The sequence below is a fragment of the Pseudomonas spirodelae genome (genome assembly GCF_034653255.1).
GTDB classification, from domain to species: Bacteria; Pseudomonadota; Gammaproteobacteria; order Pseudomonadales; family Pseudomonadaceae; genus Aquipseudomonas; species Aquipseudomonas spirodelae.
In genome coordinates this window covers 150,891-164,816 of the sequence record NZ_JAYEET010000039.1, presented here as the reverse complement: position 1 = coordinate 164,816, position 13,926 = coordinate 150,891, and the positions used below count along the sequence as shown (strand labels likewise).

At 60.2% G+C, this 13,926-nt stretch carries 12 protein-coding genes; 7 read left to right on the top strand and 5 right to left on the bottom strand.

Features of this window, described 5'->3' with window-relative positions:
- Positions 1-11: 11 nt before the first annotated feature.
- Entirely contained in the window at positions 12-1,094 is a 1,083-nt protein-coding gene (gene queG, locus SOP97_RS12515; RefSeq protein WP_322949352.1) for a tRNA epoxyqueuosine(34) reductase QueG, read from the top strand.
- Here queG and SOP97_RS12510 read toward each other — a convergent pair.
- From SOP97_RS12510 to SOP97_RS12500, 3 genes are all read right to left on the bottom strand, one after another.
- On the bottom strand, positions 1,085-1,705 hold the full coding sequence (locus SOP97_RS12510) for a trimeric intracellular cation channel family protein (RefSeq protein WP_322949351.1): 621 nt from the start codon (positions 1,703-1,705) through the stop codon (positions 1,085-1,087). The genes queG and SOP97_RS12510 overlap by 10 nt on opposite strands.
- Positions 1,706-1,835: 130 nt before the next feature.
- Positions 1,836-2,378, bottom strand: coding sequence for an oligoribonuclease (orn, locus tag SOP97_RS12505; RefSeq protein ID WP_322949350.1), 543 nt, complete (start codon positions 2,376-2,378; stop codon positions 1,836-1,838).
- Between the two features lie 40 nt (positions 2,379-2,418).
- On the bottom strand, positions 2,419-3,192 hold the full coding sequence (locus tag SOP97_RS12500) for a class I SAM-dependent methyltransferase (protein ID WP_322949349.1): 774 nt from the start codon (positions 3,190-3,192) through the stop codon (positions 2,419-2,421).
- Positions 3,193-3,307: 115 nt separating this feature from the next.
- Between SOP97_RS12500 and rsgA the strand changes: the two genes are divergently transcribed.
- Complete coding sequence (gene rsgA / locus SOP97_RS12495; RefSeq protein WP_322949348.1) at positions 3,308-4,339, top strand: small ribosomal subunit biogenesis GTPase RsgA; 1,032 nt, start codon at positions 3,308-3,310, stop codon at positions 4,337-4,339.
- A gap of 121 nt (positions 4,340-4,460) precedes the next feature.
- Here the strand turns inward: rsgA and motB are convergent, their stop codons facing one another.
- Complete coding sequence (gene motB, locus SOP97_RS12490) at positions 4,461-5,471, bottom strand: flagellar motor protein MotB (RefSeq protein WP_274087223.1); 1,011 nt, start codon at positions 5,469-5,471, stop codon at positions 4,461-4,463.
- Positions 5,472-5,479: 8 nt separating this feature from the next.
- Positions 5,480-6,331 carry a flagellar motor stator protein MotA gene (gene motA, locus SOP97_RS12485; protein WP_274087222.1) on the bottom strand — a complete coding sequence of 284 codons (852 nt, stop codon included), beginning with the start codon at positions 6,329-6,331 and terminating at the stop codon, positions 5,480-5,482.
- A 118-nt stretch (positions 6,332-6,449) separates the two neighbouring features.
- Between motA and SOP97_RS12480 the strand changes: the two genes are divergently transcribed.
- The 5 genes from SOP97_RS12480 to SOP97_RS12460 all read left to right on the top strand — a co-directional run bounded on the left by SOP97_RS12480 (position 6,450) and on the right by SOP97_RS12460 (position 13,886).
- Entirely contained in the window at positions 6,450-7,964 is a 1,515-nt protein-coding gene (locus tag SOP97_RS12480; protein ID WP_274087221.1) for an HDOD domain-containing protein, read from the top strand.
- Between the two features lie 44 nt (positions 7,965-8,008).
- Positions 8,009-8,824: a rhodanese-like domain-containing protein gene (locus SOP97_RS12475; RefSeq protein WP_274087220.1), complete on the top strand. Its 816-nt coding sequence runs from the start codon at positions 8,009-8,011 to the stop codon at positions 8,822-8,824.
- Positions 8,825-8,861: 37 nt separating this feature from the next.
- Positions 8,862-9,722, top strand: coding sequence for an archaetidylserine decarboxylase (gene asd / locus SOP97_RS12470; protein ID WP_274087219.1), 861 nt, complete (start codon positions 8,862-8,864; stop codon positions 9,720-9,722).
- Between the two features lie 224 nt (positions 9,723-9,946).
- Complete coding sequence (locus SOP97_RS12465) at positions 9,947-11,752, top strand: molecular chaperone (protein WP_274087218.1); 1,806 nt, start codon at positions 9,947-9,949, stop codon at positions 11,750-11,752.
- A 64-nt stretch (positions 11,753-11,816) separates the two neighbouring features.
- Positions 11,817-13,886 carry an EAL domain-containing response regulator gene (locus SOP97_RS12460; protein ID WP_274087217.1) on the top strand — a complete coding sequence of 690 codons (2,070 nt, stop codon included), beginning with the start codon at positions 11,817-11,819 and terminating at the stop codon, positions 13,884-13,886.
- The last annotated feature ends 40 nt before the right edge of the window (positions 13,887-13,926 follow it).

The window sequence follows — 13,926 nt, the reverse complement described above, 5'->3', positions numbered from 1 at the left end:
CCCGCCTTCATATGAACACTGACGCCCTCGACCTTGCCGCTCTCGCCCAGTCAATCAAAGACTGGGGCCGCGAGCTGGGCTTTCAGCAGGTCGGGATTGCCGATGTGCAGCTGGGCGAACACGAAGCGCACCTGCAGCGCTGGCTGGACGCCGGCTATCAGGGCGAGATGGACTACATGGCCGCCCACGGCAGCAAACGTTCACACCCAGAACAACTGATACCCGGCACCCTGCGCGTGGTATCGCTGCGCATGGACTACCTGCCCGGCGACACGCAGATGGCGCAGCAGCTTGCCCAGCCGGCAAAAGCCTACGTGTCGCGCTACGCCCTAGGGCGTGACTATCACAAGCTGATCCGCAAACGCCTGCAGCAGCTCGCCGAGCGCATCCAGCAGCAGATCGGCCCATTCGGTTACCGCGCCTTTGTCGACAGCGCACCGGTGTTGGAAAAAGCCATCGCTGAACAGGCCGGCCTCGGCTGGATCGGCAAGAACACCCTGGTACTCAACCGCAAGGCCGGCAGTTATTTCTTCCTCGGCGAACTGTTCGTCGATCTGCCGCTGCCGGTGGACCCAGCCCACACCAGCGAGCACTGCGGGCGCTGCACTGCCTGCATGGATATCTGCCCCACAGCGGCCTTTGTCGGCCCCTATGTGCTGGACGCGCGACGCTGTATTTCCTACCTGACCATCGAGCTCAAAGGTTCGATCCCTATTGAGCTGCGTGCGCCCATTGGCAACCGTGTGTTCGGCTGTGACGACTGCCAAATGGTCTGCCCGTGGAATCGCTTCGCCAAACCCACCGAGCAAAGTGACTTCCAGCCCCGCCATAGCCTAGACAATGCCGAGCTGGCCGCACTGTTCGGCTGGAGTGAGGACGAATTTCTCAGCCGCACTGAAGGCTCGCCCCTGCGCCGCGCTGGCTACGAACGCTGGCTGCGCAACCTGGCGGTCGGCCTGGGCAATGCCCCCACGACGATCCCGGTACTGGAAGCGCTCAAAGCACGCCGCGAGCACCCCTCCGCCCTTGTGCGCGAGCATGTCGAGTGGGCACTCGACCAACATGCGCAGCGCGACCTAACACCTCAGCCCTGAGGATCGTCCCGATAGACGAATTTGGGCATCTCCCAGTGATAGCGGATCGATAGCAACCGAAACAGCAGACCGCCGAACAGGCTGATCAGCAGTGACTGCTCGTTGCCCAGCCCCAGGTAGGCACAGCCGAGAAAGCACCAAGCGCAGGCAAACGACACGCTGGCATAAAGTTCGCGGCGAAAAATCAGGGGCACGTCGTTGCAGAAGATATCCCGCAAAATGCCGCCGAATACGCCGGTAATAACCCCACTGACCGCTGCGATCAGTGGGCCGTGCCCCATGTCCAGGGCAATCTGGCAGCCAATCAGGGTGAAGGCCACCAGCCCCATGGCGTCCAGCACCAGAAACAGCGAGCGCAGATGCCGCATCAGGGGCGCGATAAACACCGTGACCAGCGCGGCGAAGGTGGTCAGCACCAGGTATTCGGGATGCTTGACCCACGTCAGCGGGTAGTGCCCCAGCAGCATGTCACGCACCGAGCCGCCCCCCAGGGCGGTAATGCAGGCGATCAACGCCACGCCGAACCAGTCCATGCCGCGCCGCCCGGCCGATAGCGCACCGGTCATGGCTTCGGCGGTGATCGCTATGAGGTACAACACAGTCAGCAACATCGGTCAGCCCCTGCCAAAAGGCGCGCAGTCTACATGCCCGCGAAAGCATGCGGGCACCTAAAAACCACGACGCACGCTACTGGCAGACCGCTAGACGCGTATAGGCGTTGCTTAATGCGCTGTCGACACCCTAGACCTTGATGAAATGCTCGCGGTAATGACGCAGCTCAGCGATGGACTCACGGATATCGTCCAGTGCCTGATGCGTGCCTTGTTTCTGAAATGACTCTTTGACCTTTGGCGCCCACATCCCAGCAAGGATTTTCAGGGTCGACACATCCAGCGCGCGGTAATGGAAGTAGGCGTCCAAGTTCTGCATGTACTTACACAGGAAGCGCCGGTCCTGGCCAATGCTGTTGCCGCAGATCGGTGACTTGCCTTTTGGCACCCATTGCTCAAGGAAGGCAATGGTCATGGCCTCGGCCTCGGCGGGACTGATTTTGCTCTCGCGTACACGCTGGGTCAGACCGCTGCCACCGTGAGTGCGGGTATTCCACTCGTCCATACCGGCGAGCAACTCATCACTCTGATGGACGGCGATCACCGGACCTTCGGCGAGAATATTCAGGTCGCTGTCGGTAACGATGGTGGCCATCTCGATGATGACGTCCGTTTCGGGCTCCAGACCGGTCATTTCCAGGTCGATCCAGATTAGATTCTGCGGGTTCTGCATGCGGGGATCCTCGGCTAAGGCCGACAGTTTAGCGAATAAATCAGCCGCGCATGCGCCACAGCAGCAATCGCGAGTTACGCCAGTCGTGCAGCTCGATCAGCTGATCCGCTGGCTGGCCAGGCACCTCGAAGGTATTACTTATCAGCAGACTGCCAGCCGGCATCTGCTCGCAGGCCTGAACCCACAACGCTGCCATGGGCGCAGGCGAGAGAAAGCAATACACCACATCGAATACAGACAAGTCCGTGCGCCAGAGGCTTTGATAGCGAACCTGACAATTACCCCGGCGCAAGGCGCGCAACCAGGCGATGGCAAAGGACAACGGCGCCGTTTCTACGCCAACAAAATGTGCCTGCGGGAACTGCCGGGCCAGGCTCAGCAGCATGCCGGCCGGACCACATCCCAGGTCGATAAAACGAAAATGCTCGGGCTGCTCGCGCAACACCTGCACCAGATGCTGCCGGGTGCCGGCTCCGGTCAGGTATAGCGGCACCTGCTCGGTAAAACTGTTCCAGTTGAGCAGCAACACTAGGACAAACCCACCCAGAAAAAACCAGGACGGAAGGGGCGCACCGCTCGCCAACAGCAACGCCGGCGCAAACAGCAGGTTCAACCCGCACCACCAGCGCGACAAGCCCAGGTAGCGGGCCAGCGCGGCGGCGATCAATCCCTGGCTCAGCCCAACAGCCAGCCAGGTAGGCCGCCAAGGAGCCACCTGCGCGGCCAGATACAGCGCCACGCCGACCAACAACGTCGCGCCCAGCTGCGTGCCCAATGCCAGCAGCGCAGGGTATCGCCGGACAACGCGCAGCATGCAGACTCCTGAGCAGACAGATAATGCGCCGCAGTGTAGCCGCGTCAGCAGCGCAATTGGCAGCCCGTGCTAGACTCGCGACCGTTTATTGCGCAATTCAACTCTCGGAAGACCCATGGCCAAACGCCAACTCAACCGCCGGCAAAACTGGCGTATCGAAAAAATTCAAGGCGAGCGTGCCGCCCGCGCCGCCAAGCGCGAATCGCAGGCTGTACAAATTCTCGAAGGTGGCGATTTAGGCCCGGAACAAACCGGCCTGGTGATCGCCCACTTCGGCGTGCAGGTCGAGGTTGAGGCACTGGACGGCGAACTGGCCGGCCAGGTATTCCGCTGCCACTTGCGCGCCAACCTGCCCACCATGGTGACTGGCGACCAGGTGGTGTGGCGCGCCGGCAATCAAGGCATTGGCGTCATTGTTGCGCAACTGCCGCGCAGCACGGAACTGTGCCGCCCAGACACGCGCGGCCAGTTGAAGCCGGTGGCGGCCAACGTTGACCTGATCGTGATCGTCTTCGCCCCGCTGCCCGAGCCACACGCCAACCTGATCGACCGCTACCTAGTAGCTGCCGAGCACGCCGGCATCCGCCCACTGCTGCTGCTGAACAAGGCCGACCTGATCGACGAGCAGAATGGCATCGCGCTAAACGCCATGCTCGACGTCTACCGCCAGCTGGGTTATCCACTGCTGGAAGTATCGGCGCATCACGGCGACGGCATGGATCAGCTCAAGCAACAGCTCGATGGCAATGTCAGCGTCTTCGTCGGCCAGTCGGGGGTCGGCAAGTCATCGCTGGTCAACACCCTGCTACCGGATGTCGACACCCGCGTCGGGCCGCTGTCGGAGCTTTCCGGCCTCGGCACTCACACCACCACCACGGCACGCCTGTTCCACTTCCCCGGCGGCGGCGAGTTGATCGACTCCCCGGGGATTCGTGAGTTTGGTCTGGTGCACGTCAGCCGCGATGACGTTGAAGCCGGCTTTATCGAGTTCGGCGAGCTGATCGGGCAATGCCGTTTCCGCGATTGCAAGCATGACCGTGAACCGGGCTGCGCCCTGCTCAAGGCACTTGAAGACGGTCGCTTGCACCCACAACGCATGGCCAGTTACCGGCAAATCCTGGCGAGCCTGCCGGAAGCCGATTACTGAAAAAATCGCCGAGAGCGATTTTTACGTCGAGCCGCAACGGCCCGCAGGGTGGCGCCAGGGATTGCAGGCTATCAACAAAAAAGGCCGCGAAGATTCGCGGCCTTTTGCTCACAGCGGCAACTCACTCAGCCGGCTGATCGAACTGCAGCACACCGTCTTCGAAAATATTCAGTCGTTCGCGTAGCTGCCCATCGGGTAACGGATCATCCGGTGCGCTAGGCGCGACTGCATCGGGCGCGCCAGGCGCGGCGGGTACATCGCCCGCACCGACATCACTCTGCGCGCCCTCAATGGCCCGCTGGGCCTTCTTCGTCAGCACCACAATATCGATACGCCGATTGACCGGGTTGAGCGGATTCTCGCGATCGAACAACGCCGACGAGGCATACCCCACGACACGCGCCACCTGCGTATCGTCATAACCACCGGCTACCAAAACTCGCCGCGCCGCATTCGCGCGATCCGCAGACAGCTCCCAGTTGCCATAACCACCGCGCCCAGCAAAGGGCTGAGCATCGGTATGACCACTGACGCTGATCTTGTTCGGTACCGCCGCAATGGTGTCCGTCATGGCCAGCAGAATATCCTCGAAATAAGGCTGCAGCTGCGCACTGCCAGAGGCAAACATCGGCCGGTTGGCAGCATCCATAATCTGGATGCGCAGACCGTCCTGAGTGATTTCGAAGAGAATCTGATCTTTGAAATTCTGCAGCTGAGGGTTCTCCTCAACTTTGTTTTGCAGCTCTTGCAGCAGCAACTCCAGGCGCTCACGCTCAACTTCCTCGGCTATCGACTCGGCTTGCTGCTGGTCGATTTCACCCTGCGCCTCACCGGCCGGGTCGTCGTCATCTTTTGCCTCGGGATTCAGGGTTTTATCCGGCGCCGGCGTGGGCGTGCCGCCAAGGTCGATCACATACGGGCTTGCACTCTCGGAAAAGCCGACAGGGTCTTGAAAGTAGCCGGAGATGAGTTTTTTCTGCTCTGGCGTGGCCGATGACATCAGCCACATCACCATAAAGAACGCCATCATCGCCGTGGCGAAGTCAGCAAAGGCGATTTTCCAAGCACCGCCATGGTGGCCGCCAGCAACCTTTTTGACGCGTTTGACGATGATCGGCTGATTGTTTTCCATGCAGCGCTCTAGCTCCCACGCATGGCTTGCTCAAGCTCAGAAAAGCTTGGCCGGTGCGCCGGAAACAGCACTTTGCGCGAGAACTCGACGGCCAGCGAGGGCGGCATGCCTGAAGCCGAAGCCACCAAGCCCGCCTTGATCGCCTCGTACACATTCAGTTCTTCCTTGGCATCGTGCTCCAGCGAGCCGGCCAGCGGCCCGAAGAAGCCATAGGACGCCAAGATCCCGAGGAAGGTGCCGACCAACGCGGTGCCGACCTTCTCGCCGATTTCCGCGTTATCCGCCTCGGCCAGGATCGACATGGTAATCACAATGCCCAGTACCGCCGCCACGATCCCCATGGCGGGCATTCCGTCGGCAATCTTCGCCACGGCATGCGCCGGGTGCTCGAGCTCTTCTTTGAGGCTAGCGATCTCCATGTCGAACAGCCCCTCAAGCTCGTGCGGGGCCATATTGCCGGACGACATGATGCGCAGGTAATCGCAGATAAAGGCGGTCATCCGCTGATCTTTGAGGATGCCGGGGTACTTGCTGAATATCGGGCTGGCGGCAGGGTCTTCAACATCGGCCTCGATGGCCATCATGCCTTCACGGCGACTTTTGTTGAGGATCTCGTACAGGAGCTTAAGCACATCCAGGTAGTAGTGATGAGTGAAGCGCGAGCTGAACATGCTCAGCGACTTCTTGAACACCTGCATAAACATGCTGCCGGGGTTGGCCTGCAGAAAGGCCCCCAATGCAGCGCCGCCAATGATCATCACTTCGAAGGGATGAACCAACGCCATAAATTTGCCGCCCGAAAGGATAAACCCCCCCAGTACGCTGGCGAATACAACAATGATGCCGATGATTTTTGCCATAAAGAGACACTTGCCAGAGAGGGTAGAAGGGGCTTTGCAAAACAACCCTTCTATTTATCGGAAGTTTTGCGCGAGACTATAGCCAGTTAAGGTCAAAAGCCAGCTTGTCTCAATACACATGCCTAAGCCCGTCCACCATCCGCGCAACCTGACAGACTGGCTCAAGCAGCTAGACAGCCAGCTATTGCCTGCCTCAACCGAGAGCCAGCAACAGCTGCGTCGCGCCCTGGCGGACAGTAATCGCTCGATGCGTGAACTGGCGGAGTCAATGCAAAGCTGCCCGGCTCTGGCACTCAGCGTCATGCGCGAGGCCAACCGCAAAAGCAGCGGGCTCAGCGAGCGAACCGAAAGCCTCGAAGCCGCTATCAGCCGTCTCGGCATCAAACGTACCGAAGAGCTGCTCAACCGCCTGCCCGCCTTGCCCGAACAGGCGCTACCAAAGGCACTCCGGCAGATTCTGCTGATCAGCCAACATGCCTGCCAGCAGGCGAACGGCCTGTTCGCCGGGCGCCTGGCGCGCCTGTGGCAGGAAGTGCACTGGGGCAGCCTGCTGTTTCTCTCCCCGATTTGGACCCTGCTGGCCGCCCACCCGGAACTGTTCGATAAATGGGAACAGCGGGTACTGGTCAACGGTGAAGCGGCGACCAAGGTTGAGCAGGAATTACTCGGCGTCCCTCTGCTAGAGCTATGCCTGGCACTGAGCGAGCAGTGGAACCTGCCAGAATGGATCACCCAGGGTTATCGCCTACTGGTCAACGACCGGCGCTTACTGGTCAAAGCCCTGCACATCGCCCGCGACAATCAACATCCACTGCACCAGCAGCAGTGCCTGGACTCGGATAGCAACCTGCGCCGCTGGCTAACCCTGCCAGCCAACAGCATTCTCCTGGCCAATGGCTTGGCGATTTCTGCACACTATGCTTGGAACAGTCCGCACAGCCTGCGCTGGCAGCGCCTGACCGGCCTATTCCTGCAACTGCCACTCGATAACGTGCAGCAACTGTTGCACCAGAACGCCGTCAACAGTGCCCGCCAGATGCCCAGTTCAGACCTCTGGCACCCGGCCGAAGCCTTGCTGTGGCCGTGGTCGGCGCGGCACCTGCAAGCAGCGGTCACACAACCCAGCACTGCACTCGTCAGCGCGTGGCGTCAGCATTGCGCACAACTGCTCGCTCAACCCAGCGCTTTTACCAATGTGCTGCAACTCACCGCCTGCGCCAATCAAGCCCTTCAAGCCTGCGGTATGCAACGCGTGCTGATCCTGCTGGCGGATCGCAACCACACCCGCCTAATCGCCCAACAGCAAAGTGGCCTAGACAAGGCAGCAGCCAGCCTCAGCCTCGACCCACAGCAAAGCCAGGTGCTGCGCCGCTTGCTGAGCGCCCCCGCGCAATTGAAGCTGAGCCCCGCCAACATCGCGCAGTTTTCCGCCCTACTGCCGGGCACGCTGAAAAACCTGTTCCCCAGCGAACACTTGCTGATTCGCTCAATCGCCAACAATAACCGCGTGGTCATGCTGATCTTCACCGACCAGGGTGGCCGGGCGCTGAGCGACACCAGCGTGCAGGGCTTCGGCAAAACCGTGCAATGCATTGAGCGCGCCCTCGCCAGCTTTGCCAACCGCGGGCGATAGGCTTTCCGCTACAATCCGCCCTTTCCCGTCAAAAGAGGCCCGGCATGACCGCCTTCGCTGAGTTGCCCTTGCTGATCGAACCCGCCCAACTGGCCAGCCGCCTGGAGGCGCCCGAGCTGATTTTGGTCGACCTGACCAGCCAGGCGCGCTATGCCGCTGGCCACATCCCGGGGGCACACTTTGTCGACCCCAAGCGCACCCAGCGTGGACAGCCCCCAGCACCAGGCCTATTGCCGGAGCCGGCACAACTTGAGCAGTTGTTCGCTGAACTCGGGCACCATCCTGATGCTGTCTACGTGGTGTACGACGATGAGGGTGGCGGCTGGGCCGGACGTTTCATCTGGCTGCTGGATGTAATCGGCCACCGCCACTATCACTACCTTGATGGTGGCCTGCTGGCCTGGCAGGCAGAAAACCGCGAACTGAGCACCGCTGTGCCGCCAGTCGCTACGCAAGCCATCCGCTTGAATATCGACCCCACACCCACGGCTACCCGCGAATATCTGCAAAGTCGTCTCGGCGCCACCGATTTGGCGATCTGGGATGCACGCTCGCCCGGCGAATACAGCGGCGAGAAAAGCCTGGCGCAAAAAGCCGGGCATATCCCCGGCGCGGTCAACTTTGAATGGACCGCCGGTATGGACCCGTCCCGCGCGCTGCGCATTCGCCAGGACATCCAGGCGCAACTCGACAGCCTCGGCATCACGCCTGACAAAGAAATCATCACCCACTGCCAGACCCACCACCGCTCTGGCTTTACCTACCTGGTCGCCAAGATCCTTGGTTATCCACGGGTAAAAGCCTATGCCGGCTCCTGGGGCGAGTGGGGCAACCATCCGGACACTCCGGTCGAGCGCTAAGTACCCGCAGACCGCCTGCCACTTTTAAGGAAACCCAATGAAAGATCGCCTGTTTATTCTCAGCCAGTACCTGCTGCCGCACCATCTGCTCTCACGCCTGATTGGCTGCGCCGCCGAATGCCGCGCCGGCTGGTTCAAGAACCGCCTGATCGGCTGGTTCGCCAAGCAGTACCAGGTCAACATGAGCGAAGCCCAGGTCGAAGACCTGACCGCCTTTGCCCACTTCAATGACTTCTTTACCCGTGCCCTGAAAGACGGCGCACGCCCACTCGACAGCAGCCCTGGTGCAGTGCTCAGCCCTGCCGACGGAGCGATCAGCCAGCTCGGCAAAATCGAACAAGGCCGGATTTTCCAGGCCAAGGGTCATAGCTTCAGCGTGATCGAACTGCTGGGCGGTGATACCGAGCGCGCGGCAGCCTTTATGGGTGGTGATTTCGCCACTGTTTACCTGTCCCCCAAGGACTACCACCGCGTGCACATGCCACTGGCCGGCACGTTGAAAGAAATGGTCTACGTGCCAGGCCGGCTGTTCTCGGTCAATCAAACCACGGCAGAGAATGTGCCGGAACTGTTTGCCCGCAATGAGCGAGTGGTTTGCCTGTTTGACACCGAGCGCGGGCCGATGGCGGTGGTGCTGGTTGGTGCGATGATCGTGGCGTCAATCGAGACGGTCTGGGCTGGGCTGGTCACCCCACCCAAGCGCGAATTGAAGACGTTCAAGTACGATGACGCCGCACGCGCGCCAATCAGCCTGGAAAAAGGCGCTGAACTGGGCCGCTTCAAACTGGGCTCCACGGCTATCGTGCTGTTTGGCCCGGAACAGGTGCAGTGGGCTGAAGAACTAACGGCCAACAGCGCAGTCCAGATGGGCCAGCGCCTCACTTCACCACTCACCTGACATGTGCACAGCCTGCGCTGCCAGCAGACGCTGGTAGTGCAGGCGCGACTGAGCCTCGGCTTACGAAGACCAAGCACACCAACGACTTCCGACTGGTTAGCAGCCCATGCCAGCCTGGCAATACGGCCAAGGACATGGCTGCGAGCCAGGCGAGATGCTGCTAGAGTCGAACCATAATTGATAGCCCGATCAGTTTTGCCTGTGCGCTGGAGTATTCGATTTAGATGGATAAACAGAATTCTCATTTGCTGCTGCGTGTCACCACGCCGGACAAGCAAAGCCTGTCATTCTGCGACGCCAGCCCTCGTGACTTGAAGAAATGGGTCGATGGCCTGCCCAAAGCCAATATTGGTGAAACTGCACGCCAGCTCTACCAAGCCTTAGTCGAACTCAATCAGTTGCTGACACCCTCGGAAAATCGCCTGCAACTGCTGGAGATCCTTCGCCCAGAGGTTTATTTCGTTTGTAAGCAGCTGGAAAAACACTTTCTTAAACAAGCCATTGTTCTTGATGAGCGCCCGCGCAAGGTTGCCAACCTCTGCCAGGCCCTGCAGAACCACCTGGCCATTGGCTACAAACTGATCGTCGCGCGCCTGGCGACTCAACCTGGCCGCGAGCGTCATCAGCTGCTTGCCATCGCCCTGCAACGCGCCACACACAGCCTGTGCGGACCACTGATTCGCGCCAGCCAACTGTACTGCCCGGTTCCCGAGGGGCTTTGGCTTGAGTTGCACCAGCTGTACCAGATAGCCCTTAAGCGCGACCTGCACAAAGTCATGATTCGTGACAACCAAGCCTTGCACACCCAAGGCCTGAGTACCGAGCAAAGCTATCTGGTTGCCCTGTTGCTCGGCTGTGCACGCTGCAACCAAATGCGCCAAAGTGCCATTGCACGTCTGGCTGAAGTGCTCGAACCCTGGAGTACGCTGGTCACCCTGCAGGCCGGTGACGAACACTCCAGCTTGTTTGCGGTCGCTCCACAACTGGACGGCCCGCCCCGCTACATCTCGCTGTTCCAGAAGAGCGAACTGCACAACGCCCTAGGGATCGACCCTAGCCACTTGGTGGACGCCATTAAGGAGCATTTGCTGCTGCCGGCGGAAAATCTGAACCATTCGCGCTTGACCGTTCCCGAGGGATTCAGCCACGACATGCTTCAGCACCTGGCAGCCGCCTGGGGCGACATCGCCGAGCGCACCTTTCAGCGCAGCCAGGGCCAGGGCGCATTGACCCTGTGCATCGGCATGAGTGCGTTGCACTTCTACCTCGCCGGTAAGCGCCCATTCAATGAAGTTCTGCAGCTACCCGTTCAAGCCAATACCGCCGTCTTCAAGGCCGAGACTGGGCCGCAAGACATCTGGTCAAATGCCTTCGATGCCCAGAAACACAACCACTGGGAAAACGGCCTACCCTTCGAAGAGATCCAATACAGCAAGCCTGGGAAAAGTATCGACATCCCGGAAAGCAACGCTGTTGAAAGCTACCCGACCTTCGACGTGTCCATTGTCAACATCAGCCCCGGCGGTTATTGCCTGTCATGGCCGAAGGATGTGCCCAACCAACTCCAGGCCGGCGAACTGCTCGGCGTGCAAAGCCTGCCGCAACAAGGCTGGAGCATTGCCGTGGTGCGCTGGATTCGCCAGGTGCGCGGCGGCGGCACACAAATGGGTATCGAGCTGATCGCTCCGCATGCCCAAGCCTGTGGCCTGCAGCTGGTACGCAAGGCCGAACAGAACAGCCAGTACTTGCGTGCACTTTTACTGCCAGAAATCAGTGCAATTTCACGCCCGGCAAGCTTGATTACCGCCCGCCTCCCCTTCCAGGAAGGCAACAAGGTCAGCATCAACCTGAACGGGAGCGAACACCGCGCGGTACTCAGCCGTCGACAAACCAGCACCGGCAGTTTCAATCAGTTTGAATACCGCGGCGTCGAGCAGGTCGGCAGCGAGCAAGGGAAGCCTGTCACAGCGCCGAAAGGTCGCACGCCAGGCGGGGAGGAAGACTTTGACTCACTCTGGAAGTCGCTGTAGATTGCCGACGCTCTCCCTTTTGTCGCCTTTTCGCGCCCGTTCGGCGCAGATTTGATACCCAACCATGGCCATTGAAAAAAAAACCATTCGGCTACTGATACTCGAAGACTCACAAAATGAGGCCGAGCGCCTCGTCAGCCTGTTCCGCAACGCAGGCCGGGCAACCCGGGTGCATCGCCTGAGTTCCAGCGATGACCTAAACGAGGTCCTGCAGCAAAGCTGGGACCTGCTGATTTGCGCACCGAGCAGCGAACAGCTGGCCCCTAGCGAGGCGATTGGCGCGATCCGCCGCCTGGCAAAAGACATTCCAGTCATCCAACTGCTCGCCGACAACGACTCCGACAGCATCACCGAGGCGCTGATGCTCGGCGCTCAAGACGCCCTGCCGCAAGGTGAAGACGAACGCCTGGTCTTGGTGGCTAAACGCGAACTGGCCAACCTGGAAGAGCGCCGCGCTCGCCGCGCCTCGGAAGTGGCCCTGCGCGAAGCGGAAAAACGCTGCCAGTTATTGCTCGAAAGCTCTGTCGACGCCATCACCTACGTGCACGAAGGCATGCACATCTATGCCAACCGCGCCTACCTTGACCTGTTCGCCTACGTAGATGCTGACGAACTGGAAGGCATGCCGATGATCGATCTGATCAGCAGCAGCGACCAGGCCAGTTTCAAGGACTTCTTGAAGAGCTATCACAGCGCCGAAGGCCATGCCGAACTGAAGTGCAGCGGCATGAAGGCCAACGGCCAGCGCTTTGCGGCGCAAATGAGCTTCTCCCCTGCCACCTATGATGGCGAGCCGTGCATTCAGGTGGTGATTCGCGCCGAAACCAGCAATGCCGAACTGGAAGAGAAACTGCGCGAAATCAGCAGCCAGGACCTGGTCACCGGCTTATTCAACCGCACCCACTTCCTTGAGCTAATGGACAACGCCGCCGAGCGTGCCGTGAATGCAGGTCAGCCATCGACCCTGGCGTATATCCGCGTTGATCATTACGCCAGCCTACTCGCCGACATCGGTTTGGCAGGTATCGACATCCTGCTTACCGACATGGCCAACCTGCTGCGTGCGCACTTCAATGCGGATGCGCAGCTGGCTCGCTTTGGCGATGATGTGTTTACCGTGCTGCAGCCTGGCGTCAGCCCGGAAAGCAACCGCGAGCACCTGAGCAGCTTGCTGAAAAAGGTCGAAGGCCACCTGTTCGAGGTGAGCGGTCGCACCGTACAAAGCACCCTGTCGGTGGGTATCGCCGGGCTCAACGAGACCACCACCAAGGCTCAAGAAGTGGTCAACCGCGCCCACCGTTGCGCCGATGAGCTAAGTGACGGCAACGCCATCAAACTGTTCAACCCTGCCGACGAGCTGGCGGCAGCCGCCAACCGCGGCAACATTGCAGCGATGATCCAACAGGCGCTGGAGAAAAACAGCTTCCGCCTACTGTTCCAGCCGATCATCAGCCTACGCGGCGATAGCTTTGAACACTATGAAGCGCTGTTACGCCTGATCAACCCTCAAGGCGAAGAGATCCCGCCGAAAGAGCTGTTTGACTCGGCGACAGATGCCGGGCTTGCGGAGAAGATTGATCGCTGGGTGATTCTTAACTCAATCAAACTGCTCGCTGACCATCGCAGCAAGGGCCACAACACGCGCCTGTTTGTCCATCTATCGAGCGCCAGCCTGCAGGATCAAACCCTGCTGCCGTGGCTCAGCGTTGCGCTGAAAGCCGCCCGCCTGCCGTCGGACTCACTGGTATTCCAGTTCAGCGAACCCGAAGCGATTGCCTACCTGAAACAGGCCAAGGCGATCACACAAGGCCTCAACGAGCTGCACTGCAAAACCGCGCTGACCCAGTTTGGCTGCTCGCTTAACCCCTTCAACACCCTCAAGCACCTGCATATCGACTTCGTCAAAGTCGACAGCTCGTTCTCTCAGGACCTGAGCAACGCGGAGAACCAGGAAGCACTGAAAACCTTGCTGGCCAGCCTACACGCCCAGGCAAAGCTGACCATTGTGCCTTTCGTCGAGACGGCCAGCGTGCTGGCCACGCTCTGGCAAGCCGGGGTCAACTACATCCAGGGCCACTACCTGCAGGGCCCGAGCCAGTCGATGGATTACGATTTCGCCGCCGACGACGAGTAGCCTCCGCAAAAACCAAAAAGCCGCCCTTGGGCGGCTTTTT

Excerpts from the sequence above, each read along its gene's own strand:
- SOP97_RS12460 (WP_274087217.1), top strand. The coding sequence starts at position 11,817 with ATGGCCATTGAAAAAAAAACCATTCGGCTACTGATACTCGAAGACTCA.
- SOP97_RS12500 (WP_322949349.1), bottom strand. The coding sequence starts at position 3,192 with ATGCTGCGCGTTGTCCGGCGATACCCTGCGCTGCTGGCATTGGGCACG.
- SOP97_RS12475 (WP_274087220.1), top strand. The coding sequence starts at position 8,009 with ATGACCGCCTTCGCTGAGTTGCCCTTGCTGATCGAACCCGCCCAACTG.
- queG (WP_322949352.1), top strand. The coding sequence starts at position 12 with ATGAACACTGACGCCCTCGACCTTGCCGCTCTCGCCCAGTCAATCAAA.
- motB (WP_274087223.1), bottom strand. The coding sequence starts at position 5,471 with ATGGAAAACAATCAGCCGATCATCGTCAAACGCGTCAAAAAGGTTGCT.
- SOP97_RS12465 (WP_274087218.1), top strand. The coding sequence starts at position 9,947 with ATGGATAAACAGAATTCTCATTTGCTGCTGCGTGTCACCACGCCGGAC.
- motA (WP_274087222.1), bottom strand. The coding sequence starts at position 6,331 with ATGGCAAAAATCATCGGCATCATTGTTGTATTCGCCAGCGTACTGGGG.
- SOP97_RS12480 (WP_274087221.1), top strand. The coding sequence starts at position 6,450 with ATGCCTAAGCCCGTCCACCATCCGCGCAACCTGACAGACTGGCTCAAG.
- orn (WP_322949350.1), bottom strand. The coding sequence starts at position 2,378 with ATGCAGAACCCGCAGAATCTAATCTGGATCGACCTGGAAATGACCGGT.
- asd (WP_274087219.1), top strand. The coding sequence starts at position 8,862 with ATGAAAGATCGCCTGTTTATTCTCAGCCAGTACCTGCTGCCGCACCAT.
- SOP97_RS12510 (WP_322949351.1), bottom strand. The coding sequence starts at position 1,705 with ATGTTGCTGACTGTGTTGTACCTCATAGCGATCACCGCCGAAGCCATG.
- rsgA (WP_322949348.1), top strand. The coding sequence starts at position 3,308 with ATGGCCAAACGCCAACTCAACCGCCGGCAAAACTGGCGTATCGAAAAA.